Here is a 24,949-nt window from a genome sequence, read left to right on the forward strand (position 1 = left end):
GTAATTTCTTGTCGTGCTATGTTAGATTATCCATTGGAATAATATCACATATATAGATAGGGGAAATTAGAACGTGAAGAAATCATGGGTACTATCAATCATTATGAGTTTTGTTTTGCTCGGCGGGGTATTCGCACCTGCAGGGTCCTATGCCGCTGCTGCGGATGACTCAACTACTACATATTCGGAAGATGAATACTACGAAGTTGACACAACAGAAGAAGAGCCGGAACTTACAGCCGACGAAGCAGATTTCTTGAACTACATGGATCAACTAGATAGCGCATCCGTATATGAGGAGAAAGCTTTCGATGCTTTGGGAGGGGGATTTTACATTACATCTTCCAATCGCAAGTCCGTTTTTCTGAAATTGACCAACACAGCGATTCCTAACTACACCAAATATGTATCCAAGCTGAAGCTGATTAAACCGCAAAATGCCGAGTTGCAAAAAATCCATGCCAGCTTGATCAAAGGTAGCTATACACAGCTGGAAGGATTCCAACTCGCTAAAAAAGCGGTCTCCAAAACAACGGTAAACAGCGCTGTCCTGAAACAAGCCAACGCCAAAATTGATGCCGGCAAGAAAAATATTGAGAAATACCAAAAAGAATTGTCTGCCTATGCCAATAAACTTGGGTATGAGTTTTAAAAAATAGCACCTAAATTCAAACGTTAAATTCAGGTAAACTTCACCTCATATATGAAGCGAAAAGCACCCTGCGTTTCGAATTCGATATATTGAGATTTCAGGAAAAAAAAGTGTTTTCTTTTTCCGATTTAGTTCGTATAATAGCACTATAATCAAAAGGCTATGCTGCCGAAAGGTACAACCTCGTAAACATTGGGGTTGTGCCTTTTTTTGCGTTTATAGCCGCATGATTCATCCCAGATAAGGAGTGAATGCTATGTTACTTGAAGCTATTTATCATCGTCCCAAAATGAATTGGTCCTACGTATATGACCGTTCGACCATGCACTTGAGACTCCGTTCCAAGCGGGGCGACCTGGATGCTGTTATCGCCATCATCGGGGATAAATATGCATGGGATCGTACGGTCCTCCACCTTCCAATGCGAATCTTTGCCCGTGATGCCCTGTTCGATTATTGGGAAGTGGAAGCGCAACCACCGTACCGCAGATTACGCTACGGCTTCCAACTGATCGAGGGAGAAAAATCGGTCTGGATGACAGAACGGGGATTCGAACAGGCTCTGCCTGATCATCCGTTGGAATTTTTCGATTTTCCATTTATGAATCCGGTGGATTTCTTCGAGGCACCTGCTTGGGTTAAGGATGCTGTATTCTATCAGATCTTCCCTGAACGTTTTGCCAATGGTGATCCGTCGATCAGTCCAAAGAATGCTGAACCCTGGGGCGGCGAACCGACGCCTGTCAATTTTTTCGGAGGTGACCTTCAAGGAGTTCTGGACCACCTCGATCATCTGAGTACACTTGGCATTAACGCCATTTATTTCTGCCCAGTGTTCCAGGCTACAACCAACCATAAGTACAATACCGCAGACTATATGAGGGTCGATCCGCACTTTGGCACCAATGAGAAATTGAAGGAACTTGTGGATGCATGCCATGAACGCGGCATACGGGTAGTTCTGGACGCGGTGTTTAACCATTCAGGCAGAGAGTTCCTTCCATTCGCGGATGTGCTTGAAAAAGGGGCTGCTTCCCGTTATGCGGATTGGTTCCATGTCAGAGAATGGCCGGCACGTATCGAGGATGGTATTCCCACATATGATACCTTTGCCTTTGAACCTCTTATGCCTAAACTGAACACAGAGCATCCCGAGGTTAAGGAATATTTGCTGGAGGTGGCCCGTTACTGGATTCAGGATATGGGTATCGACGGTTGGAGGCTGGATGTTGCCAATGAGGTAGACCATCAATTCTGGCGTGAATTCCGGCAAACGGTCAAATCACTTAACCCGGATGCCTATCTACTAGGCGAAATCTGGCATGATTCCATCATGTGGCTGCAGGGGGATCAGTTTGATGCAGTCATGAACTACCCTTTCACGAATTCAGTCATGGATTACGCTGTGCTTGGCAAGCTGGACGGCCTCGGATTTGCCAACGAGGTTGGCAAACTGCTTGCTGCGTATTCACAGCCTGTAACCGAAGCAGCTTTCAACCTGCTCGGAAGTCATGATACGCCAAGACTGCTCACCCTATGTGAAGGGGATGTACGCAAGATGAAGCTGGCTGTCATTCTGCTGCTTACGTACCCAGGTGCTCCTTGTATTTACTATGGTGACGAGGTAGGGCTGGATGGTGGCTATGATCCAGGTTGTCGCAAATGTATGGAGTGGGACGAACAGAAGCAGAACAAGGATCTGCTCGATTTCTTCACCCAAGCCATTGCCCTGCGTAAACAACACGCTGCATTGCGCAGTGCGGACATCTCCATGATTTACGCGGAAGCCGGAGACCCGTGCATTGCCATCGGACGCAAGGATCAAGATACCGGGGAACAATTCGTGCTTGTCCTGAATGCAAGTGAAGAACCATGCAGTATGGAGTTGCCACTACACCAAGGAACTTGGCGTAATGTATTCTCAGCCACAACTCGTGAAACTCAGCAGAATAAGCTGAAGTTGGACTTGGAAGCGTACGGTTTCTCCCTGTTGCAGTTGGATGTCAAATCACACGTGAAGGCATAACATCTTGCTTCATTCTAAATCCTTTCTCCGATGAGACTCTTGGTACGTCGTATGAGGCTATCTCCCATTAAATTGTGTGAAAGGAAATCTCTCGTACGAATCACTTCGACTCTGTTCAACAAAAGGGGAACCATCGGTGCGTCATGCATCCGAAGGTTCCCCTCTCCTATTACAACTCATGATGTCCCCTGCTGTATTGGCATTCATGGAGTCACTTTATTTCAGTGCTGTGTCCCTCCAACTCTTCCTCTTGGCTTGCCGCAACCTCATCCCGAACGGAGCAGTTTGGACCGGAATTTCTTATTTTCTTCATTCTTGGACTTGTTAATGTCTCCTGAGTAATCACAATCTTTTGCGGGATTTTGTACTGGGGCAGCTTGTCTCGGCAAAAATCCCAGATTTGTCTGCGTAGTTCCGTAAGAGTCTGCTCACCTGTAAGTCTGACCGTGGCCTTTACCATCTGTCCCATGATCCCACTTGACTCGCCACTCACGACTGCTGTTTCAATGAATTCCATTTGTTCCAGAATACTCTCCACTTCCGCAGGATAAACCTTACGTCCGCCTACATTAATGATCTCGGAGCGGCGACCCAAAATGCGAATGTAACCATCCTCCATCTCCGCTTCATCCCCGGTCTGGAGCCAGCCATCTTCCGTGAACGGAGACGGAGCGTTCAGATACCCAATCATGGCCGTTTTTGTTTGGATCTCAAGCAACCCGTCCACAATCCGATAACGGACTTCTCCGTCACGAACCGTAAATAGCAATGAACCGGAATTTTTGGAGCGTGTCGGCAGAATACCAAGCTCCGACATACCATAAGCCTGCACCGTACGTACATTCGGAAACTGTCTATTCCATGCGGTAAGCAGCGCCTCTGGCATAACCTCTGAACCATAGGAGACCACTTCGAGACTGGATAGATCGAACTCCTGATAGACTCCGCTAAGAAGCAGCAAATTCATGAACGTTGGTGAGACTGGCAGTGCCTGAACACGGTACTTTTCAATGGTTTTGCATACTTCCAGGGGGGAGCGATCCGGTATGACGCATAAACAGCCGCCGCTGGAGAGGGATTGCAGCATCGTGTTTAAGCCGCCAATGTGGTCAAACATCATGAAAGGGATCGTACACAGCGGCCGAACTTGCCGCCTGAACCCGTGCAACAGACGATCCGCGCTGTGAACAGCAGCTTTGCTTTGCCCTGTCGATCCGGATGAGAAGATCACCAGACCTGCTTTCTTTTCCTGACCCAGCCTTTCCAATATCGGGGACTGACTTCCTTGCACAGAGCAATGTCTGGCAATAGCTTCCCCTTCCCCAACACTCAAGCGCCATTCTGCCTGAGCAAGGACTGTATACTCATTCCGTTTGGCCTCAACCAAATGCCGATCCATCGGAACCACAATACAATTCCGCTCCAGAAGAGCGATCAATGCCGCTGCGGCATAAGGAGAATAATCCTCTTCAAGCACAACGATCGCCCCTTCGAGCCCTTCACTGGAAATCCACTGGCTAAAGGTGTGAACCTGATCCAATAACCAGTTATAACTATACTGCTCGTCCTTCCATATCAACGCAGGGCGATGGTTATACGCGGCGAACCGTTCCAGAAGAAAAGTGATATTCATCCCTCATCATCCTTTGGGAAATGTTTCAATTGCGCCTCCAGATACTCAACCAGTGATTCCACCGTTCGATAAGGACTTTCTGGCATAGAAGCTGCCGCCATTTCCGCGAGGGTTATCCCTACACCGAACGTATCTTCAACACTTTGCTCGACAACGGCAAGTAAAGTTACAAGTTCAAGGGAGTCCAGTCTTCCCCGACTTCCATATAGGGGCGCCTGCAAGCCATGCTCTAGAGGAATGGGCGCGTTATGGTACCGATTAAGCTCATCGCAGCTGTCCAGCACAATCCGCTCAATGACTTCCCGATGTGAAGGCGTAGGCGCGGGATTTTCCACAGTCGATGGGATCTGTTTGAAGCGATCGGCATGCTGATGTGTCGTCATTAGCGCTTCGTACCAGCGTAATTCGTCCGCCGCCAATTGTTCGATAATATCCGTTAACTGCTCACGCCATTCAGGGCTTCGTTTCATTCTGGCGATCTGCAGCAGCTTATGCGCCTGTTCCCACCGGGCTATCATTGCACCGAATTCCTCAACATATTGATCATGAGGAGAATCGAGCCATTTGGCTGCTTCCTCCAGCAAATCGTGGAAAAAGTAGCGGCTCCAGCGCATGTCGAACAGGAACGCGGAGATGGCTTTCTCCTGTTCCCGATCCACCTCGGCATCCGGGTGCAATCTTTGTAACAATTGTGATGTGACAGCCTGTCCAAAATAATAGCTTCGATTGCCCTCCCAGATCGTTCTGCCCGCGATGAATTCATAGGCCTGTGTCGCCAGCGCAGAGCGCAACATGTTCCGATAGCCTGCGGAGTCGAGTGTTTCCACAGCACGGATCTCCATCGTGCCATATGTTCGTAATGTTTCTTTGCGCCGGGCTATTTCGAGCTCGGAGATATTTTTGTTTCCTTTCCAGAACTCTTGGAAATCAGGTGATGACACAGCTCCCATGTATTTGGAGGGAACGGGGTCATAGACATAGAAATGCTCCTCATCCATTCCGTACACAGCCAGCCAATGATCGACCAGATGCAGGCGTGAATCTTGTTTAACGAGTTTATGAATATACTCTGGATTTCGATAATCATCCCCATAAGGCAAGCAGTAACTTGTGCCTGTAACGACCAAAGGCCCCTCATTTTCAAGCCGTTCCCGAATATAGGCCTTTCCTTGTTCGAAGCTGTCAAACTCCCGTTCTCCAAACACTTCCCACATCGGCTCCTCATAATCCAGCTTATGAAAGTAAGGCTTGATCAGGCCACGATCTGAACAGGAAGTCAGACTATATAAGCGGCTGGAAGCTAATAGGCCGAGACTGCTTATCGAGCCCTGACGCTGAAGGATTTCGTGAATCAAAGGAAAATTACAGGGATAATAATACGGAATATCCATCGTTGGTTGAAATGGTTGACTAATCATGGCTACCTCCTGTTCCCGGCTTTGGCAGCCGTGCTGCCCCAAGACTGGATTTTGTAATGAAGAGACAGATTATCATGGGCACGAAACACCCGATTGAGCAGAGCCTTGCCATCTGCATCGGTTTCAAACTGCCGGAAGCCTCGCGTGAACCTGAACCGAAATGCGCTGTCACGTGGAACCTCGAAGCAGCCCTCATAATGGCCACCTTCGGTGTGCAGAAGCTTCATGCCCATGCCTCCGTAGATCGAGTCATCATACATGTCTTGAAACGGTACCTCGGCACTCATGCAGACTGTCACGTGACCCGATAATTCTTCCACAACAGTGTACATGCGTGATGCCGTCAACTCTCCCACCGTCAGGGTAACCACTGCATGACCCATCTTGACAGGAACCAGTTCCCCATTGGGTCGAACCTCAAGAACATCAGGGTGATCGGACCTATAATCCCCTTCAAGCACACTCATGGTGAACCCGCTATCGTAATGAAGCAGCGCATTGATGTGCCCGCTCATGCCGCCCTTCAATCCAATAACGTCCCTTCCCATCAGCTCCAGAGAGACTGGATTGCCGATTCGGCCGAACATATACAGTAGCGGAATATGAACTCGCTCTCCCCAATCCGCTTCCTGATGACCTGCATCCGGCTGTTCCAGAAATGCGATGTCCTTGCCAGACTTATATCCCAGTTCGAGCATCTGATGGACTACATTCCTTACCTGGGAAGGAAGAAACAACCCTTCTGCATCCCCTATATCCATCCACATTCGAATCGGAGCACTGCCCTTAGGCATGAGGTACATATTCTCCTCCTGTAACCTGCTTTCCGACGTTTCATCCAGCTGCACGTCCACGAAAAAGGGAGAGAGCATGATCAGTTTGCCAAAAATATCAGGATGACGTGTTCCTATATGGAAGGTGCTGAGTGCCGCTGCGGAAGAACCAAGCAGTCCCGTATTGTCCTTGTCTGGAAGTGTGCGGTAATGCTCGTCAATGAATGGTTTCAGTTCATGAATGATAAAGTGTTCATAATCCAGGCCTGAGCAGCCCACACTCACCGCTTCTCTTGCAGGCGCAATGAAATGATAGAATTCATTGTGTGTAACTGGACGAACATGGGCAATTCCGACAATGATCAGCCCATCCATCAAGCCTTGATCAATCAGTTGGTCTGCCGCCTGATCTACGTGCCACGTTTCATTTCCCGCAGTCGAAGAGCCGAAGGCCCTCTGACCCGCATGCATGTATAACACCGGATAGCGTTGATCCACATGCTCCTTATAGCCTGGTGGCAAATAGATAAAAATCTTTCTTGTGTTGTCCAGCCTGGACGCCTTGAAACCTTCCACACATTCGATAACAGAATGAGTGTTCACTGATCCATCAACCGCCTCTCCTATAGACTTCGCTTTTACACTAACGGGGTTTTCTGTTAGTTCTGATTCGTTCTTCCCTCGGCTACATCGACAAACAACCCCGTCTCTGAAGAGACGGGGTTGTTTTAAAACACCGAAATGTTCTAAAATGCATAGCCCTTATATTGGTGGGTCTGCGAATAGTTTAAATCTGTTGAGCCTGATTTGTAAATATAGAAATAGAAAAAAAATGCTCAAGAAAAAGTTATTGACAACCAAACCATTATTTAATTATCATAACGTTGTGATTATAACTAGAGGGCCATGCTTTTAAACCCAATCGGTTTAGGACAACCCCGGTAACTCCAGCAGGAGGTGCCGGGGTTGTTGGCGTTCATAAAGGGGGGATATCGTTAAGAATAACCTACCAACGTCCAATGTTGAAAGCGCTTTTCTAATCAAAAAAGAGATCACAAATCTATATAAATTGAACTACACATTTGCACGAGAACGGAGAGGACAGAAATAACCTGAAGAAGTGAAACGTTCGCCTTTATCCCCGGATTTCCCCCTTTGAAAAGGGCATCAAAAAAAATCTGGGGATAACAGCGATCGGAAGGTTGTTCTGTCATCGGAGTGGTAAGTGTAAATATTCTTTATTTCAATTTATATAATAAACGAAGGGTGGATTACCAATGTTCAAATGGACCAAGCGAATCATCCTCAGTACCACGCTGAGCTTCAGCTTGCTGGCCGGAAGTGCACTGCCAATATTCCCGGCGGCCTCCGTATTCGCAGATGCTGATACGGCTGTTACCAACAAGCAGAACTTCAGCACCGATGTTATTTATCAAGTATTTACCGACCGTTTTCTGGACGGAAATCCCTCCAACAACCCTACTGGGGCGGCCTATGACGCCTCCTGTTCTAACCTGAAGCTCTATTGCGGGGGCGACTGGCAAGGACTGATCAACAAGATTAATGACAACTACTTTTCCGATCTGGGTATTACGGCACTCTGGATTTCCCAGCCTGTGGAGAACATATACTCACTGATTAACTATTCCGGTGTCAACAATACGGCTTATCACGGCTATTGGGCACGTGACTTCAAGAAGACCAATCCTGCTTTCGGTACGATGACCGATTTTCAGAACCTGATCAATACGGCACATGCCAAAGGCATTAAAGTCATCATTGATTTTGCTCCTAACCATACCTCTCCTGCCATGGAAACCGACACCTCGTTCGCAGAGAATGGAAAGTTATACAATAACGGCACTCTGCTTGGTGGCTACACCAATGATACGAACAAATTATTCCACCACAATGGCGGCTCTGACTTCTCCACACTGGAGAACGGTATCTACAAAAATCTCTATGATCTTGCTGACCTGAACCACAATAACAGCACCATTGACACCTATTTCAAGGATGCGATCAAACTCTGGCTGGATATGGGTATTGACGGAATCCGGGTGGATGCGGTGAAGCATATGCCGATGGGATGGCAAAAGAACTGGATGTCCTCCATCTATGGCTACAAACCGGTATTCACGTTTGGTGAATGGTTCCTGGGTTCATCCGCATCCGATGCAGACAATACCAACTTCGCCAACCAATCCGGTATGAGTCTGCTCGACTTCCGTTTCAACAATGAAGTACGTAACGTGTTCCGTGATAACACATCCACGATGGTTGCCCTGGATTCCATGATCACCAGCACAGCCGCTGATTATGCCCAGGTGAATGACCAAGTGACCTTCATTGATAACCATGACATGGATCGCTTCAAAACAAGTGCTGTCAATAACCGTCGCTTGGAACAAGCTCTTGCATTTACACTTACCTCGCGGGGCGTACCAGCCATCTATTATGGCACTGAGCAGTATTTGACAGGTAACGGCGACCCTAACAACCGTGCCAAAATGCCTTCGTTCTCCAAAACAACAACTGCTTTTAACGTCATCAGCAAGCTCGCTCCATTGCGTAAAACCAATCCAGCCATCGCCTATGGAACAACCCAGCAGCGCTGGATTAACAACGATGTGTATGTGTATGAACGTAAATTCGGCAACAACGTGGCCGTCGTAGCGGTTAACCGTAATCTTTCGACTTCCACTTCCATCAGTGGCCTGACCACTTCACTTCCTTCGGGTACATACAACGACGTTCTTGCAGGTGCATTAAGTGGGAATAACATTACCTCTACAGGAGGTAACGTCGCTAACTTCACTTTGGCAGCAGGAGCTACAGCGGTCTGGCAGTATACAGCCAATACCACTACACCAACTATCGGGCATGTGGGCCCTGTAATGGGTAAAGCGGGTAATACTGTTACCATTGATGGTCGAGGATTTGGTACTACCAAAGGCACTGTCTATTTCGGTACAACCGCTGTTACCGGTTCAGCCATCACATCATGGGAAGATACTCAGATCAAAGTGACCATCCCTGCTGTTGCCGCGGGCAACTATGCCGTTAAAGTCGCAGCGAGCGGAGTCAACAGCAACACTTATAACAATTTCACGATTCTTAGTGGCAACCAGGTTTCCGTCCGCTTTGTCATCAACAATGCATCTACTACACTCGGTCAGAATCTCTATCTGACAGGCAATGTTGCGGAGCTGGGGAACTGGTCTACAGGCCCTCTCGCCATTGGTCCGGTCTTCAATCAGGTCATCTATTCTTATCCAACCTGGTATTATGACGTGAGCGTGCCTGCCGGAACGAATCTGGAATTCAAGTTTTTCAAAAAGAACGGCTCTACGATTACGTGGGAAAATGGCAATAATCATACCTTCACCACACCAACCAGTGGAACCGCAACCGTTACAGTGGACTGGCAGCCTTAATTCCTTCACCGTCCTATCATTCAACCCGGAAGCAGACGCGACGAGCGTCTGCTTCCGGGTTCTTTGATTAGGCTCGTCCTTATCTATGGCATGCATTTACTATCGATAGTTCCGAATGGATTTTAATCCTGCTGCCGCAATAATTCCTACCACCAACAGCAATGCTCCCAGGCTCTCCAGCACGGTTTGGGCACCCCACTGATCAGCCAAAACGGAAACCACCGTTAATCCCAGGATCGGGGCTGTACTTGTTATGGTTCCGAGCACCCCGTAGATTCTCCCCTGCAGCTCATCGGGAACCTCGGCACGCATCATGATCTGGGTTAACATCGTACAGCACGCAAACATGGCTCCCCCAGCAATGATCAGCGGCAAGGCCACCAAAGGAGAAGATACATTGGCTAACAGCATATACAGTGGGCCGAGAACCAGCAGACCGATGAACACCCATCGTCCCCTTCGTTTCAACCGATTGCCTGAGGCGATCAGAATCCCGGAACCCAGCATGTACCCCAGTGGAATACATGTCTCAATCAGTCCGAACTGGACAGGATTCGCCTGCCATACTTTGACGGCCATGACTTGAACAAGCATGATGGCTGACATGAAGAAAAGAATCAGCAGCGGATTTAGGATAACGATTGAACGAATCAGAGGATGTGCAAAGATGTAGGAAAATGAACCTCCCCACTCCTTTACAAACGATCCTCTATGCATCGAAGAGCGTTGTACATCCGGAAAACGCCCAGCCAACATTACACATATCGCAGACAGCAGAAAGGTCACACCCGTAATCATAATAGCCGTAAATCCTCCAAATGCAGAAACCGCAATCCCCGCTGCTGCCAATCCGCTGATCCGGGCAATATTATCGACCAGATGAATGGTTCCTGTAGCTTGTTGCAGATGCTCCCTCCCCACCAGACTGGTTACCGAAGCATGAAATGCAGGCGCCTGAAAGAGGCTGGAGAACATCGAAAGGGAAAGCATGAGCAGTACGATTGGGAAAGGAGCGTGCAGCACAAACAGACTCACCGCGATGATAAACGCCATAGCCCCACGAAACAAATCCGACGACAGCATCAATGTTCTGCGATCCAGTCTGTCAGCAAACGTGCCCGCGAATGATCCGAACAAAAAACTGACGACCATATTACATACTTGTACAGCTGCCATGCTCTTCGCACTTCCCGTGGTCTGCAACACCCATAGACTGATGGCAATACCGTTGAAACAATCACCAAATACGGAGATGCCATAGCCACACAAAATTCTGCGATAAGCAACATTACGCCAAAGCGCCCTATTGTCCATTTTCTGACTCTCCGCAGCAGTAAGAGCCCCGTTCGGTCCCAATTCCGGTTCTGGGGACTGTAGCGTTCCCATCGATCTTTTCCTCCTCTTGTCATTCGGATCTCAAACAGCAGGCAGGCGCTTCCGGAGCAGTTCCAGCGATGAATGGAACCTCTCAGAAGCGCCTGATTGGTGGCCTGGGTATGTTCTACAGGCTGTCTATGCGATTTGGGTGTTTATCTTCTTATCCTTTTATCCTTTGGAGGCGCCAGAGGTCAGCCCCTGCACAAGGAAGCGTTGCAAGAATACAAACAACAACGTAATCGGAATGGCGATCAGTACCGCCCCGGCAGCAAACATCGTAAAGTTACTGTCCTGATAGCGGCTAACCAGATCCCACATGCCAACCGCAAGTGTCCAGTTCTCTTTTGTCCGAAGTACCAGCCGGGCAAAGATAAAGTCCATCCACGCACCAGTGAAGCTGGTTAAGGCTACATAGGTCAGCATCGGCCGGGACAACGGCAGAATGATGCTGGTGAACACACGCAGATGACTGGCACCATCAATTCGTGCTGCTTCATCCAAACTGCGCGGGATGGTATCAAAGAACCCTTTGACAATAAATCCACCCAGCACGGCCCCAGACGAATAGACCAGAATCAACGCGGCATGAGTGTCCAGCAATTTGATCTGAAGCAAAATAATATAAATGGCAATCATGCTCATGAAGCTCGGGAACATCCCGAGAATCAGCATGGTGGATAGAATGGTCTTGCGACCGCGAAACCGGAACCGGGATAAGGCATACATGCCCAAAGTGACCATGAGCGTTGAGAAAATCATCGTGAAAAAGGCGATCTTCAACGTGTTCAGATACCATGTTCCATACATGAACGACGGGTTGTTAAACAGTTCCCCATAATGGGCCAGCGTGAACGCTTCAGGCCACAGACGTTCACTGAACAGGGCCGCACCTGGACGCAGTGACGAGAGAAATATCCACAAGACGGGATACACCGATACGATGGCAATGATGACCAGCAGCACATAGCTGATCGTCAGACGCATGGGATTGTTGCGCTTTTTCATTGAATCATGTCCTCCTCCTTGAACGATTTGGAACGACGGAAATTCCAGATGGAGAACGACGCAATAATCAGGAAAATAATGATACCGACCGCCGAAGCCATATTGAACTTGTTGTTATCCAACGTCAGTTTGTACAACCAGGTCACGAGGAGATCAGTTGATCCCGCATACTGATAATCGCCACGCAGCGGATTACCGTTCGTCAACAGGAAGATGACATTGAAGTTGTTGAAATTCCCGGCAAATTGCATAATGAGCACCGGTGTCGTAGCGAACATGATAAAAGGAAGCGTAATGATGCGGAACTTCTGAAAGCCGGACGCACCGTCTACCTCAGCCGCTTCATACAAATCCCGTGGAATCGCCGTTAGCACGCCCAGTATGAGCACCATGCTGACCGGAATTCCGATCCACATGTTTACAATGACGACTGTAACTTTTGCCCAGAACGGATCAGTTAACCATGGCAACCCCTCAAGGCCAAAAGCCTTCATATACGTATTAATGGGACCAAACTGTCCGTTGAACAGGTTACGCATCAGAAGCAGTGAGATAATCTGCGGAATGGCATACGGAAGAATGAAGATCGTCCGCCACAACTTTTTGAAACGAATACCCTTCTGCTCGATGAGAAGTGCAACCAGCACCCCACCAAAATACGTAGTCACCGTTGCCAGAATGGCCCAGATCACGGTCCATGTTAATACTCCAAAGAAGGTATGGCTCCACGATTTAAGCTGAATTAGATCCGTAAAAGTCTTGAAACCGACCCAGTCCACCAGCTTGGCGGGCGGAATATGATCCGGCGCCGAGTAATTGGTAAAGGCCAGGGTAATCGTAAATAAAATCGGCATAATGGTGAAAAACAGGATGCCGAGCGCAGGAATGGATAGGAAAAGATACGGAAATTGTTTATCAAGCAGATATCTCAGGGAAGCAGAAGCTCCGGTGGCCTGCTTGCCTTCCTCTCTTAATTTTCCCGTGATGTACGCATCCCGGATATTGAATATATACAGAAGAAGAAAAACGAAAAATACCAAAAGTACTATGATTCCGTTGAGCAGCAAAAAGATGGAGTGGTCGCCCTGTTGCAGCACCGTTGATCCATTGACCTTGACGAAACGCTGCGTCTGCTCGCCCAGCGTCCATACTCCCCATACGGCCTGATTCAAACGGGGAATCAGATATGCGAGTCCCACTCCCTCTAAGATCAGAAAACAAATTCCCTTGATCCATTGACGGTTATACAACTGTCCAAGTCCTTGCAGGACAACGGACAACACAGCCGCTGTCATGCGATGCTGTCTTTCTCGATTCGGCTTAACAGTGACTGGAACATGCTGTTGTTTCATTCATTCCTACTCCTTCCCGGCAAGCGAAGTTACCGATCAGTAATAGCAGAGTGCAGAGGACCTGTTGGCTTCCCCTGCACCTGCTCTTTCTTTTTTATTGGACAGTTGCAAGGCTCTCCTTGACTTGGTTGACTGCGTTATCCAGAGAGGTTTTCACATCCTTGCCTCCATCCCATATGTCGGTAATTGCCGCGCTGATGGGACCCCATACGCTATCCATGGCAGGAAGCGAAGGCATTGGGGTGGAGTTGTTGAATTGCTCAAGGAATGCCTTTGTGATTTCATCCCCTTGAATCTTCGGATCTGCCGCCACGTCTTTATTAGCCGGGAGAGTTCCGTTCATCTCAAAGTTGACCATCTGGGATTCGGCACTGGAGAGATAGGCCGCAAACAGCTTGGCAGCGTTCGGATAGGTTGTGAATGCATTGACGTAATATGCCTTGACTCCAGAGAAGGAAGTCATTGGTTTGCCTTCAATTGCCGGGAGTGGAGCCACACCGAAGTCAATGCCAGCATTGCGATAATCGGCGATGGACCAAGGTCCGTTAATATCCATGGCCAGTTTCCCGCTTGAGAAGAGACCTTTCTTGATGTCATAGTTCACATCGCCCATTTTTACAGGCAGCACTTCCGATTTCAGCGTTTGCAGGAACTGACCGCCCTTGATGGCTCCCTCATTGTTGAGGCCAATGTCCTCGCTGTTCATGCCTTCATCGCCGAAGATATATCCACCTTGGGAAGCCAGATAAGCAAAGTTATAATAGAACTGCTGTAGCTCCCACATCAGAGTGTACTTGTTGTTTTTGGTGTCATTAAAGGTTTTGGCAAAGCTGATAATGTCATCAAATGATTTTGGTGCTTCGGGATAAAGCTTTTTGTTATAAAACAACGCATAGGTTTCTACGCTGTAGGGATATCCGTATAAGATGTCTTTGAAGGTTACGGCTTTAACCGCATTGTCACTAGTGGATTGTGTAGTCTGTTGCTCAAAAATATCGTTCGGCAAAATCAGTCCAGCTTCTGAAGCGCTGCCAATCTTGTCATGTGGGAAAACGACCACATCCGCAGCCAATCCCGCGGGTCCGTCCGTAGTGAGCTTGGTCACTTGATCCGTCGGCGGCAATTCCTCAATCTTTACAGAAACGCCGTACTCCTCTTCAAATTTCTTCGCCCGTTCTTCGATAAAGCTGCGCTGATTTTTATCCTCCCATATGACAAGGCTTGCGCCCTCTTCTGGCTGAATATTTTCCGCGGTTACTGTGGTTTCTCCAGTCTCACCGCTGTCTGTTGTGGTTGGCGCAGCGCCACCACCTCCGCTTGAACACGCGGTAAGTGTGAGTGCCATGAATCCTGCAAGTGCTGCTTGCTGCCATTTTCTCATTGAATTTCCCCCTTTTCGTAGTCATGATCGATGCTGTACTCGCGCTTTTCACCCGTTTCTCTGTGTACTGTTCCTGTACTCCGAAGTTCGCCGTGTATCCGTTTGAAAGTAATACAAACGTTTGCTCATAATTAACCTCGAACTGGTCCAATCCTTATGTAATCGGGATGAATTCTCTAAGAAGTATGTTGATTTAATTAATGTAAGCGCTATAATGACAATAACATCATACAACAGCAAACTTTATTTGTACAAACGTTTGCACAAGTCATTTTCGTTCATTTTCCGTCACTTTTGTGGTGTTTCTTTCTGTAATTTCCTATTTGCTTGATCTCCCACCATCTTCCTTTATTTTTCGTTTCCCCTCTTCATCATGAAACAGTTAGCAATTGATTTATCGAAGTCTTTGAATTAACATAGGAGACATGTTGAAATGCTTGTACAGAAGGGATTTTTCACATGATTACAATCAAAGATATTGCCAAATTGGCGGGTGTATCCCCTTCTACGGTCTCACGGGTTATTTCCAACCATCCCAGAATCAGTTCGGAAACATCACTCAAAGTGAAGCAAATCATGAAAGAAATGAATTATCATCCAAATATGATGGCCAAAAGCCTTGTTTCCAAAACGACTCAAACCCTGGGTATCATGCTGCCCCGACCTGCTGAAGAGCTGTTTCAGAACTACTTTTTCGGAGAATTGCTTCGGGGAATCATTACCCATGCCACCCGCATGAATTATGAACTTCTTCTCTCAACCGAAACGTCTTCCAGCGATGAATTAAATGCCATATCTCGCCTGGTACATGGGCGGCGCGTGGATGGCATCTTGCTGCTTGGCTCCAAACGGGAAGATCCGATTATTTCGTTTTTGGAGGCGGAAAAGTTCCCTTTTGTACTGATTGGCCGCAGCGAAACGCATCCTGATGCTCCGATGGTGGACAATAACAATGTACAGACGGCTTTCGATGCAACTACACATCTGATTGCCCAAGGGCATAAACGCGTTGGATTTGTTAGCGGACCACCAGATTTGACGTTGTCTCATGATCGCCTGCTCGGTTACAAAAATGCGCTTGAAGAAGCGGGTCTTGATGCTAACAATGACTGGATCGTGGAGGGAGAATTCCTGCAGGAAAGCGGCTTCCGGTCGATGTCCCTGTTCATGTCGCTACCCGACAGGCCAACCGCGCTCGTCGTTATCGACGACAATGTTGCCTTTGGCGTGCTTCGTGCTCTGGCCGAGCTGGGATATAACGTTCCTGAAGATATAAGTGTTGTGAGCTTTAACAATATTGCTTTATCGGAACTTGCTTCGCCGCCGCTTAGTTCCATTGATATCGGGACTTATCAGCTGGGCTATACTGCGGTTCAGGTATTGTTAAAAATTCTAAACGGTGAACACCTGCCTCAGAATCCAGTGATTATTCCGCACCGCTTGATTGTTCGGGATTCTTCCCTATTTACGTTATCCGGGAACGCGTAGACATGTTTGTGCAAACGTTTGTCCTAATGTCCTAATGTTCCACATTCTCGCCTGTTACGGACATGCAAAAAGAAGCCCATACACTGGTATGAGCTTCTTTGAATATTTCAGTTACGGACGACGGATTAGTATGAACTCCATCCTGCATCTGCCGTTACGACTGTTCCGTTCACGAAGCTGGATTCGTCCGAACCAAGGAACAGGGCCACCTGTGCAATTTCTTCACTTTTACCTGCACGCGGATTGATCGCCATTCCCAGCTGTTGTCTGCTGGCACCGAAGTGATTAATGTTTGTCATTGTGGAAGCAATATTGGTTTCAACCCCACCCGGAGCAATTGCGTTACAGCGAATACCTTGTTGAGCATACATGAAGCCTGTATTTTTGGTGAATCCCACAACTGCATGTTTGGAAGCCGTGTAAGCCGCGCCTGCACGTGCACCATGCAATCCGCCGGCTGAAGCGATGTTGACGATAACGCCTTTTTGTTTTTCCAGGAAGATTGGCAGCACTTTGCGGGTAGCACGCATGACACTTGTTGTGTTGATTGCAAAGATCCGCTCCCACTTGTCATCCACAATGTCACCAGCTGGTTCCATACTGTCCATAATGCCTGCATTATTGACCAGAATGTCCACTGTTCCATATGTGTTAACTGTCGTATCGATCAGGTTCTGAATATCTTCTTCCTTCGCCACATTCGCAACCACAAACGTCGCTTCTCCACCATTTGCCTTGATATCCTCAGCCACCGCCTGCGCTGAGGCTTCATTGATATCCGATACAACCACCTTAGCACCTTCTTGCGCGTACAGTGTTGCAATTGCTTTGCCCATGCCGGAACCCGCACCTGTTACTACAGCCACTTTATCTTGAAGTCTCATGTTGTATCATCCTCCATGTATTCGTTTACAATAAGTTAACAAACAAATGTTCATTAACTCTTATCCTTAGTATAATAAGTCATAGCATTCCTGTTCAATCAGTAAAAGCTTTCCCAATTGTACGTTAATCAACACTTCTAATACCGAATGTACTTTATCTTAAAATACCTATTTACGAGGAGTACTGCATATGACCGAACTTCCGAGTTCCATGGATCGAAGAATCAAGAAATCCAAAGCGGCGCTGAAGGATGCCCTCATTCAATTAATGCAAAAGCAGTCATTCAAAGAAATATCCATTACCGATATTGTGCAGCTGGCAGATCTGAATCGGGGCACCTTTTACAGACATTATCAATACAAAGAAGACCTGTTCAATGAGATTATTGATGACATCATTAAGGATCTGGTCTTATCCTATCGTGAGCCCTATCTGGATAAAGAAATATTTGAAGTAAGTCATATGCCCTCTTCTGCAATCAAAATTTTCGAACATGTGCATCAGCATGCGCAATTCTACACCCTTGTCGTGAAATCGGAGGCATCGTCCAATTTTCAGCAAATGATCTGCGATGTTCTGCGTGACCTTGCTCTTCAGGACCTCAACGAAATATTTCCGTCCCACATCAATCGCGAGCTGCTGGCAAGTTATCAATCCCATGCGATCTTTGGAATGATTATTGAATGGATTCGGCAGGAATTCAAGCATAGTCCCACTTATATGGCAGATGAGTTATTTAAAATCATTAATTACAAACCTGGCAATGTAGCGTATCACACCTCGTATAAGGCACCCTAAGTACAATATGTACACACAAATCAGCATAAAGTTTGAATGAAAGTCTCTCTTTTGCCTCATATTAATCAGGAATCAATTGAATAGTTTCTCAAAATATGGGTAAAAGATATGAACGCCATATTTAACTATTTACATGTGTACCTAATATAATATGAGGAGGAATCATGATGACATCTTTCAAATATCGGCTTGAACAAAAAGAACCCCGTACGGGCCCTGGCGGTATTACCCGCGGTGCTTCCGTTCGGGATTTTCCTGCGTCCATTGGAATAGCGGGCGTATCCATGCGCCTCGAACCGGGAGGCATGCGTGAATTGCACTGGCATGCGAATGCGGCAGAATGGGCTTATGTGATCAGCGGCTCCTGTCGCACCACTGTCATTCATCCGGACGGACATGCGTACACCGATACATTTGAGCCAGGAGATGTGTGGTATTTCCCACGTGGTTACGGACACTCCATTCAGGGATTGGGACCGGACGAATGCCATTTTATTCTGATATTTGATAATGGTGATTTCTCGGAAGATCACACGTTCAGCATTACCGATTTCCTGTCTCATACACCGAACAACATTGTTGCCCAGAATCTTGGAATTACCCCAGAGCGTGCAGCGAAGCTGCCTCAGGGAGAAGCGTATTTTGTCAAAGGGCCTGTCCCTAATGACAGCTCCTCTTCTGGAACCTATCGCCGCAATTCGGAGTTGACGACTCCCCACCGATACCCGCTGCATGCCAAACAGCCAAGACGCGCGCCAGGCGGCGGAACCCAGCGCACGGTTACTGTCGAAGATTTCCCCATCTCCACCACGATGGCCGGATCATTGATCGAGCTGCAACCAGGCGCATTACGAGAAATGCATTGGCATCCCAACGCCGACGAATGGCAGTATTACATTAGCGGCACTGCCGAAATGACGGTATTTCTGGCAGAAGGTCATGCGGTGACAGAGCAATTCGAAGCAGGCGATGTGGGTTATGCCCCGATGGGTGCAGGTCACTATATCAAAAATACGGGAGATGAGGTCTGTCGTGTGTTAATTGGGTTCAACAGCGGACACTATGAAGCTATTGATCTGAGCGAGTGGCTAGCAGGCAACCCGGATGATGTGCTGTCCACTAATCTGGAAATGTCCAAAGAGGAAGCCGAACAGCTTCCGAATGATACTCTTTTTATCGCTCCTGACCCGAATAAATCGAAGTCATAGTCCAACCACTACCGGTACCTATTGAATATAGGTTTGGAATAATGATCCTTCTGTCATATATCACGGAACCAATCCATTATCATGGAAAAGGGGTTGGACATCATGGCTTCTGCTTCCGATTCGACCAGTGATCGCAAACGTGTGGGACATACCGTAGAACGACTGGAGCCGGGTCTTTCCCGGCTTCTACTGTCATGTGTACTTGTGCTGATCTCCGGTTTCATTGATGCCGTCGGCTATCTGCAGCTGGGGAAAATCTATCTTTCTTTCATGAGTGGTAACAGTACCAAGCTTGGTATCGCGCTATTTGAAGGAGACTCCGCTGTATTAACGAATATAGGTCTGGTCATTTTTTTATTCGTTGTAGGCGCCTTTATCGGTACGTTGATCACAGATCGATCGGGAAAATGGAAACTGGCGGGCATCTTGGGCTTTGAATCCCTGCTGTTTGCCGGCGCCATTGTATTTTTGCTATTCCTCCATACCCAGAGTGTGCTTTTCCCGATTGCCATCGCCATGGGCATGCAAAACACCATGCACCAGATGGTTGCTCATGCTGATGTGGGCAAAGGATTTGTGACAGGCACATTATTCGGTATTGGACAGGCACTGGCCAAAGCCGTTCGGGGTAAGGCTCCTGCTTCCGAATGGGCAGTACTCGCCCTGTCCTGGGTTATTTTTGTGATCGGTGCAGCTCTGGGAGCATTGCTATTAACCCAAGGAAGCCTGCTGCTTGCCCTGATAGCTTCACTGGCTCTGCTTCTTCTGCTGATCCCCTACGTCCTCCATGTTCAACGTGATTTGACCTAAGCAGCAGAAAGGCAAAAAAAAACGGTTGAACCAGATCTTATCTGTGTTCAACCGTTTTTTGATCTCATGTACGAACTTCCACTATACCCCTCTGACTACCTTTCAAACTACAGCCCCAGCTTCTGCCCTTTCTCCAACCGCTGAATCTGCTGCTCTCCGGTATCCGCCAGTTCACGGAACTGATTAATGGTCTCCCGCATCCGTGGCAAAGCCTCCTGCTTATAGAGACTGATGGAGTCGAGCGCGGAAAGCACATCTGTGAAGGCCTGCTTCATCGTATCAACGGAAATGCTGGCCTCATAAGCTTGCTTCTGGATGGCAATGCCCTGATCTTTCAGCATTTTGGACGTACCTGCGATCAGGTCGTTGGTCGTCCGGTTAAGCAGTTCAATTTTCTGCAATACAATCTTCTGATTGTACAGTGCACTCGCAACGGTGACGGCAATTTTCAATGCCGAGATCGTTACATTTTTGGCCCGATCCACACCGCGGATCAATTCCTTGTTATTGCGGATGACAACTTCAATCGCCATGATGCCCTGCTGGTTCACCACCAGCATTTGCTGCAAATCCATGACCCGCTGACGAAGTGGGAACAGCACTTCTTCCGTAATGAAGCGAACTTTCTCCGGGTCCTCGTTACGCACTTTGGCGGCTTCGATCTGTGCGTCAATCGACTCATCCATCAGCACCCCAAGCTGAATTTCCTTTTGCAATCTTTTGGTGAGCTCCCGCAGATTTTGCTGTTCAATCTCCAGTGTTGTATTGTCGTTTCTCAAGGTCGCTCTGCCTTTATCCAGTGAGGTCACAATATCGGCGATGACCGCGTCAGCCTTCTGGTATTTCAGGAAATAGGCCCGCAGCGGATTAAACAATTTGCCGAGAAATCCGGTCTTGGCGAAATCGACCACACTCGGGTCGAGATCCTTCAGTTGCATATGCAGCTCGGTCAAGCCTTTGGCGACCTGACCGCCCTCGTCTCCCGTCTTGGACAGATGTCCAACGGAGACTTGAAGCAACGCGTTTTTCTCGGAAGAGGATCTCATCGTGTTCATGCCAAAGCCGTCAATGGATTGCAGAATCTCCTTGCGTTTCTCCAACGATTCGAGATCCAGTGTCATGATCATCTCCACGTTGGCATCCGCCACTTGTTGCAGCTCTGCCACCTCGGCAGGTACAGGCTTTATTTCTTCCTCAATCACCTTCTGAATTTCCTTCTGGCTAGGTATCTCCATCGAAAACGACATCCAAGTTCCCCCTCAAATTACGTGCTATATAATTAACATAATGAACTTACACTAGGTCACTTTGAGTGCAGTATCTGTGTTACATCTGCACGTTGAACAGGTTACCGATTTTGTAAACAACATCGTCGGTATCCGCGTTAATGCTCGCCGCTTCGTTAATACTGGAGATGCTCTCCAAAGCTTTGATGTCCGCGTTATAACCAATCGTGTAGATTGGCACTTTGTACGTCTCAACCAGATCACGAATATCCTTCAGTGTATGTCCTTCATTGGTTTCTCCATCACTTAGGACAAAGATCAGTGGCTTCACATTTGGATCAGTAGCCATATAATCTTCCAGCATCTTCATCGCCACAACGATCCCATCAAAGGTTGCCGTACCGCCACCCGCTTGCAGGCTATCCACCGTACCGACAAACATCGACTGCTGATTCGTATCATACTTGGCAATTGGCAGATTCACCGTTACTCCACTAGAGTAGGAGACGAGGCCGATACTGTTATCTGTGCCCAGGAATTTCTGGCCTTTGCGCAATGATTCCTTGAGTCGGTTCAGCGGTTCGCCGTCCATACTCCCGGATACGTCGGTTACAAATACGGCTGCAATGGGTTTACTGCCGTTCTTTTTCTCTTTCCATACTTTCTGAGCGGACAACAAGGTGCCACCATCCACTGTGTTCAATTCGGACTTATAATCCTGCAAACCGTTGAAGCCGAATTCCTCAGCCGATTGCTGATACTTCGCTTGGGTTACGAATTCCGCATACTTCTTAATGATCTCTTGCTTGTTCTGCGGCAGTTGTCCCAGTGCATACAGCGGGCTGTCATGTCTTACGCCAAAAGGGGTAAAGACGTATCCGCTTTTCAGATCTGCGGTGTTTACGTAAGTCTGGTACTCTAGTACAAACGCGTCCAATCGCCCTGACTTGGCTGCCTCACGCATCTGAATGGTTGTGGACGCCGTAAACGGCACGTTCGCTTGGAACTTCTCAAAACCCTCAATCGCTTTCTCTCCAAGCGGATTGGAGCTGTCGTATGTGTTGAGTGCCGTCACGAGAAAGTTCAGCCCCGTGGAGCTGGCGAACGGATCGGTGTACCCCATCGCGAGCTCATTATTGGCAATCGCTTCGGTCACAGTTTTTACATTAACTGAGCCGTACGTGTCAACCAGCGCATCATATTTGGCTTTGGAGATGACAATACCGGGAACGTTCCCCACTAGTCTTTTGGATACCAGGTCGGTCTTTACTCCGCTTGCAGCTACCATCTCGCCCCATAACTCATTCGAAGGTGTAAACGCATCAGGCACATATTTGCCAGACTTGATATAATCAGCCGCCGTACCGGATGCGATATTGCGTAATTTTACCGAAACCTGTTTGCCGCCAACGGTAATGTTAGCCTTGTTGAACTCTTCGGTTACTTCGGTTAACCAGCCATCCGCTCCGGTTCCCGCCTTCTCGATGGAAGAAAAGATCTCTACATAATCATTCGTTGTATTCTCGACCGTGATCGGAAATTTGGAGATGTCCGGCAGTGATTCAGCCACATCCACCGGGTCGAGATCAATCTGTCCCTTCACAGGTTCAGCCGTTGCCGGAGCAATGTCCGCATACAGCTTGCCTAACTCTTTGCCTGCATTCTCTGTCGTTACCTGTGTGCTGGATTTACCAACATTCGACGTCAGCGTAATCCCTGCATATACGAGGCCAAACACAAGTACCAGCATTAAGATCGATATGAAAAAAAACTTTCCTTTCTTAGCCATACGTACAACCCCTCACTGTCTGTATAATTTGGTGTGCTTGATTAATTGGTCAATTTCCTGCATACAAGGCATCTGTTCAATATCTCCTGCTTCAAAGCTGTCCAGGCGGGAGATTTCCAACATCAATTGGTCCAGCTTCAAAAGAATTTCCTCATTGGTATGAAGCGAGTTTTTCACATAGCTTAGATAGTCGTTATATACTTTGGTCTTTTCTTGAAAAAGCTTCTGGGGAAGTGTTGCGGATTTGGACTTCATCAGGCTGGCGTACTCCGCTTCATCGAACACATTAAGTCGGTTAAGTACACTTCGGATGTTGAGGTATAACAGCTTCTCCACCTCGAGGGTGACCGAAGCAAATTTCTTGTAACTCAGTTCCCCCGGATCAAATCGCTGATTCAGCACGTTCAGGAGGGTTTCTTTCTTTTTCTTCATGCGGCTTAGTTGAGATAATCCCAATGTGATATCTTCCTCAAGCACTTTAATGCGTCGATAAAAGGATAACGCTTCCACATAATCTTCATGGGTTTCGATATTCTTCACGGGCAAGACTACAGGCTGTCTGAACAACAAGGTGTAGCTTCCATAGAAGAGCGCCATCACGCTGCCGAACAGAAATGTCACCGAGAGCGCTGTTGTAAATGCTCCTCCGCCAAACTCCAGTCCGATGAATCCTGGTGAGAACAATAGAACATTCATGACCACAACGCCGAAGATCAGCCCCAGCAGTTTTATGTACTTTATCATGTAAATCATCAGACCTCCTTTCGCGCTATGTGTTGAAGCTTTATGTCGATATTTACCATTGGAACTTTATTTCATTGTACATGATGTTGCCGCATTCGGGTGGATTAATATGGATATTCATAATATACGTGGCTTGGGCTTATCCCATTTCATCTTTAGAGGGACAACGTGGATAAGATTTTGTAACCTTTGGGAACCGAACCTGATGCCCTTGAACAATCGGTGGCGGAAAAAGAAATGTTATCAGGTAATACGTGGAAATTTGCAGTGCGTGTCATTTTTTATATAGGGCTTGTTCAATACGATAAAAAGCAAAAACACCCCGACGCCAGCGCCGGAGTGATGATGATATTGACAGATCTAATTCAGCTTGAATAAATTTCGAAGCGGAATCGCAAGTTCCGGATATAACACCGATTGAATCGTTTCTTGCTCCGTGTACAGTTGACGGTTCTGGTAACTGCCTTCTTCCAATGTGTACACATGAACGGTCTGATTGCCAGGGTCAACAATCCAGTATTCATTCACACCATATTTCTGATACAGATTAAACTTCTCGTTAAAATCCTTCAGCGCAGTTGAAGGAGAAAGTACTTCTATGATTAGAGACGGCGCACCTTGACAGCCGTTTTTGGATATTTGGTCTTTGGAACAAACCACCGATAAATCCGGTTGGACAACATGATCAGGTACGTCATACTGTTCATTCTCACTGAAATACACGTCAAAGGGAGCAACAAATACGATACATTTCCGATTCTGAAAAAAAGTACGCAAGGAGAAGTGCAGCTCACCCACAATAAACTGGTGTAATGAGGTAGGGGCTGGAGACATATTGAACGCTTTGCCGTTAATTAACTCCCAAGTTCCCTCCCAAGTTAACCAATCCTGAAAACTATAGATGCCTTTATTATCCGGTTTTGCCACACTTCCAACCTCCTCTTTTA

At 47.5% G+C, this 24,949-nt stretch carries 20 protein-coding genes; 8 read left to right on the top strand and 12 right to left on the bottom strand.

All coding sequences use genetic code 11. From position 1 onward, the window contains the following. The first annotated feature begins 73 nt into the window (after positions 1 to 73). The gene (locus gpAD87_RS21515; RefSeq protein WP_064640509.1) at positions 74 to 652 is read left to right on the top strand and encodes a hypothetical protein; all 579 of its coding nucleotides are present in this window, start codon (positions 74 to 76) and stop codon (positions 650 to 652) included. A 256-nt stretch (positions 653 to 908) separates the two neighbouring features. Further along, positions 909 to 2,678: an alpha-glycosidase gene (locus tag gpAD87_RS21520; RefSeq protein WP_064640510.1), complete on the top strand. Its 1,770-nt coding sequence runs from the start codon at positions 909 to 911 to the stop codon at positions 2,676 to 2,678. A 211-nt stretch (positions 2,679 to 2,889) separates the two neighbouring features. On the opposite strand, the gene gpAD87_RS21525 is transcribed toward gpAD87_RS21520, so the two are convergent. From gpAD87_RS21525 to gpAD87_RS21535, 3 genes are read right to left on the bottom strand one after another with little or no spacing between them, the layout of a single operon-like run. Further along, positions 2,890 to 4,311: an ANL family adenylate-forming protein gene (locus gpAD87_RS21525; RefSeq protein WP_082935213.1), complete on the bottom strand. Its 1,422-nt coding sequence runs from the start codon at positions 4,309 to 4,311 to the stop codon at positions 2,890 to 2,892. Then, positions 4,308 to 5,729, bottom strand: coding sequence for a hypothetical protein (locus tag gpAD87_RS21530; protein ID WP_064640511.1), 1,422 nt, complete (start codon positions 5,727 to 5,729; stop codon positions 4,308 to 4,310). Before gpAD87_RS21530 ends, gpAD87_RS21525 begins: the two co-directional genes overlap by 4 nt. A gap of 2 nt (positions 5,730 to 5,731) precedes the next feature. After that, positions 5,732 to 7,105 carry an alpha/beta hydrolase gene (locus tag gpAD87_RS21535; protein ID WP_064640512.1) on the bottom strand — a complete coding sequence of 458 codons (1,374 nt, stop codon included), beginning with the start codon at positions 7,103 to 7,105 and terminating at the stop codon, positions 5,732 to 5,734. A gap of 674 nt (positions 7,106 to 7,779) precedes the next feature. Here gpAD87_RS21535 and gpAD87_RS21540 point away from each other — a divergent pair. Continuing rightward, positions 7,780 to 9,939: an alpha-amylase family glycosyl hydrolase gene (locus gpAD87_RS21540; RefSeq protein ID WP_064640513.1), complete on the top strand. Its 2,160-nt coding sequence runs from the start codon at positions 7,780 to 7,782 to the stop codon at positions 9,937 to 9,939. A gap of 99 nt (positions 9,940 to 10,038) precedes the next feature. Here gpAD87_RS21540 and gpAD87_RS21545 read toward each other — a convergent pair whose 3' ends face one another. The 4 genes from gpAD87_RS21545 to gpAD87_RS21560 form a co-directional block, all read right to left on the bottom strand. Beyond that, positions 10,039 to 11,325 carry an MFS transporter gene (locus gpAD87_RS21545; protein ID WP_064640514.1) on the bottom strand — a complete coding sequence of 429 codons (1,287 nt, stop codon included), beginning with the start codon at positions 11,323 to 11,325 and terminating at the stop codon, positions 10,039 to 10,041. A gap of 159 nt (positions 11,326 to 11,484) precedes the next feature. Beyond that, the gene (locus tag gpAD87_RS21550) at positions 11,485 to 12,321 is read right to left on the bottom strand and encodes a sugar ABC transporter permease (RefSeq protein ID WP_024628944.1); all 837 of its coding nucleotides are present in this window, start codon (positions 12,319 to 12,321) and stop codon (positions 11,485 to 11,487) included. Then, positions 12,318 to 13,673, bottom strand: a complete 1,356-nt coding sequence (locus gpAD87_RS21555; RefSeq protein ID WP_064640515.1) for a carbohydrate ABC transporter permease — start codon at positions 13,671 to 13,673, stop codon at positions 12,318 to 12,320. The genes gpAD87_RS21550 and gpAD87_RS21555 overlap by 4 nt, the downstream gene beginning before the upstream one ends. Positions 13,674 to 13,767: 94 nt before the next feature. After that, complete coding sequence (locus gpAD87_RS21560; RefSeq protein ID WP_064640516.1) at positions 13,768 to 15,054, bottom strand: sugar ABC transporter substrate-binding protein; 1,287 nt, start codon at positions 15,052 to 15,054, stop codon at positions 13,768 to 13,770. A 459-nt stretch (positions 15,055 to 15,513) separates the two neighbouring features. Between gpAD87_RS21560 and gpAD87_RS21565 the strand changes: the two genes are divergently transcribed. Further along, complete coding sequence (locus gpAD87_RS21565) at positions 15,514 to 16,542, top strand: LacI family DNA-binding transcriptional regulator (protein WP_064640517.1); 1,029 nt, start codon at positions 15,514 to 15,516, stop codon at positions 16,540 to 16,542. Positions 16,543 to 16,667: 125 nt separating this feature from the next. Here the strand turns inward: gpAD87_RS21565 and gpAD87_RS21570 are convergent, their stop codons facing one another. Further along, the gene (locus gpAD87_RS21570; protein WP_064640518.1) at positions 16,668 to 17,426 is read right to left on the bottom strand and encodes an SDR family oxidoreductase; all 759 of its coding nucleotides are present in this window, start codon (positions 17,424 to 17,426) and stop codon (positions 16,668 to 16,670) included. 190 nt (positions 17,427 to 17,616) lie between these two features. Here gpAD87_RS21570 and gpAD87_RS21575 point away from each other — a divergent pair, with 190 nt between their 5' ends. From gpAD87_RS21575 to gpAD87_RS21585, 3 genes are all read left to right on the top strand, one after another. Next, a complete protein-coding gene (locus tag gpAD87_RS21575; protein ID WP_063566018.1) occupies positions 17,617 to 18,225 on the top strand; it encodes a TetR/AcrR family transcriptional regulator in 609 nt (202 codons plus the stop codon). 164 nt (positions 18,226 to 18,389) lie between these two features. Then, entirely contained in the window at positions 18,390 to 19,433 is a 1,044-nt protein-coding gene (locus gpAD87_RS21580; RefSeq protein WP_231952700.1) for a cupin domain-containing protein, read from the top strand. 102 nt (positions 19,434 to 19,535) lie between these two features. Further along, positions 19,536 to 20,243, top strand: coding sequence for a YoaK family protein (locus gpAD87_RS21585; RefSeq protein ID WP_197521462.1), 708 nt, complete (start codon positions 19,536 to 19,538; stop codon positions 20,241 to 20,243). Between the two features lie 107 nt (positions 20,244 to 20,350). On the opposite strand, the gene gpAD87_RS21590 is transcribed toward gpAD87_RS21585, so the two are convergent. The 3 genes from gpAD87_RS21590 to gpAD87_RS21600 form a co-directional block, all read right to left on the bottom strand. Then, positions 20,351 to 21,490, bottom strand: coding sequence for a toxic anion resistance protein (locus gpAD87_RS21590; protein WP_064640519.1), 1,140 nt, complete (start codon positions 21,488 to 21,490; stop codon positions 20,351 to 20,353). Between the two features lie 79 nt (positions 21,491 to 21,569). After that, positions 21,570 to 23,258, bottom strand: coding sequence for a vWA domain-containing protein (locus tag gpAD87_RS21595; protein ID WP_064640520.1), 1,689 nt, complete (start codon positions 23,256 to 23,258; stop codon positions 21,570 to 21,572). Between the two features lie 12 nt (positions 23,259 to 23,270). Further along, the gene (locus gpAD87_RS21600) at positions 23,271 to 24,002 is read right to left on the bottom strand and encodes a hypothetical protein (protein ID WP_063566066.1); all 732 of its coding nucleotides are present in this window, start codon (positions 24,000 to 24,002) and stop codon (positions 23,271 to 23,273) included. Between the two features lie 189 nt (positions 24,003 to 24,191). On the opposite strand from gpAD87_RS21600, the gene gpAD87_RS21605 reads away from it, so the two are divergent. Further along, entirely contained in the window at positions 24,192 to 24,380 is a 189-nt protein-coding gene (locus tag gpAD87_RS21605; protein ID WP_064640521.1) for a hypothetical protein, read from the top strand. Here gpAD87_RS21605 and gpAD87_RS21610 read toward each other — a convergent pair. After that, on the bottom strand, positions 24,363 to 24,929 hold the full coding sequence (locus gpAD87_RS21610; RefSeq protein ID WP_064640522.1) for a Uma2 family endonuclease: 567 nt from the start codon (positions 24,927 to 24,929) through the stop codon (positions 24,363 to 24,365). The two genes, gpAD87_RS21605 and gpAD87_RS21610, sit on opposite strands and share 18 nt — an antisense overlap. Positions 24,930 to 24,949: the final 20 nt, after the last annotated feature.

The sequence above is a fragment of the Paenibacillus sp. AD87 genome (assembly GCF_001659845.1).
Classification (GTDB): Bacteria; Bacillota; Bacilli; order Paenibacillales; family Paenibacillaceae; genus Paenibacillus; species Paenibacillus marchantiae.

Excerpts from the sequence above, each read along its gene's own strand:
- gpAD87_RS21555 (WP_064640515.1), bottom strand. The coding sequence starts at position 13,673 with ATGAAACAACAGCATGTTCCAGTCACTGTTAAGCCGAATCGAGAAAGA.
- gpAD87_RS21575 (WP_063566018.1), top strand. The coding sequence starts at position 17,617 with ATGACCGAACTTCCGAGTTCCATGGATCGAAGAATCAAGAAATCCAAA.
- gpAD87_RS21595 (WP_064640520.1), bottom strand. The coding sequence starts at position 23,258 with ATGGCTAAGAAAGGAAAGTTTTTTTTCATATCGATCTTAATGCTGGTA.
- gpAD87_RS21560 (WP_064640516.1), bottom strand. The coding sequence starts at position 15,054 with ATGAGAAAATGGCAGCAAGCAGCACTTGCAGGATTCATGGCACTCACA.
- gpAD87_RS21600 (WP_063566066.1), bottom strand. The coding sequence starts at position 24,002 with ATGATAAAGTACATAAAACTGCTGGGGCTGATCTTCGGCGTTGTGGTC.
- gpAD87_RS21570 (WP_064640518.1), bottom strand. The coding sequence starts at position 17,426 with ATGAGACTTCAAGATAAAGTGGCTGTAGTAACAGGTGCGGGTTCCGGC.
- gpAD87_RS21585 (WP_197521462.1), top strand. The coding sequence starts at position 19,536 with ATGGCTTCTGCTTCCGATTCGACCAGTGATCGCAAACGTGTGGGACAT.
- gpAD87_RS21565 (WP_064640517.1), top strand. The coding sequence starts at position 15,514 with ATGATTACAATCAAAGATATTGCCAAATTGGCGGGTGTATCCCCTTCT.
- gpAD87_RS21520 (WP_064640510.1), top strand. The coding sequence starts at position 909 with ATGTTACTTGAAGCTATTTATCATCGTCCCAAAATGAATTGGTCCTAC.
- gpAD87_RS21525 (WP_082935213.1), bottom strand. The coding sequence starts at position 4,311 with ATGAATATCACTTTTCTTCTGGAACGGTTCGCCGCGTATAACCATCGC.
- gpAD87_RS21530 (WP_064640511.1), bottom strand. The coding sequence starts at position 5,729 with ATGATTAGTCAACCATTTCAACCAACGATGGATATTCCGTATTATTAT.
- gpAD87_RS21540 (WP_064640513.1), top strand. The coding sequence starts at position 7,780 with ATGTTCAAATGGACCAAGCGAATCATCCTCAGTACCACGCTGAGCTTC.
- gpAD87_RS21545 (WP_064640514.1), bottom strand. The coding sequence starts at position 11,325 with ATGGGAACGCTACAGTCCCCAGAACCGGAATTGGGACCGAACGGGGCT.
- gpAD87_RS21580 (WP_231952700.1), top strand. The coding sequence starts at position 18,390 with ATGATGACATCTTTCAAATATCGGCTTGAACAAAAAGAACCCCGTACG.
- gpAD87_RS21550 (WP_024628944.1), bottom strand. The coding sequence starts at position 12,321 with ATGAAAAAGCGCAACAATCCCATGCGTCTGACGATCAGCTATGTGCTG.
- gpAD87_RS21590 (WP_064640519.1), bottom strand. The coding sequence starts at position 21,490 with ATGTCGTTTTCGATGGAGATACCTAGCCAGAAGGAAATTCAGAAGGTG.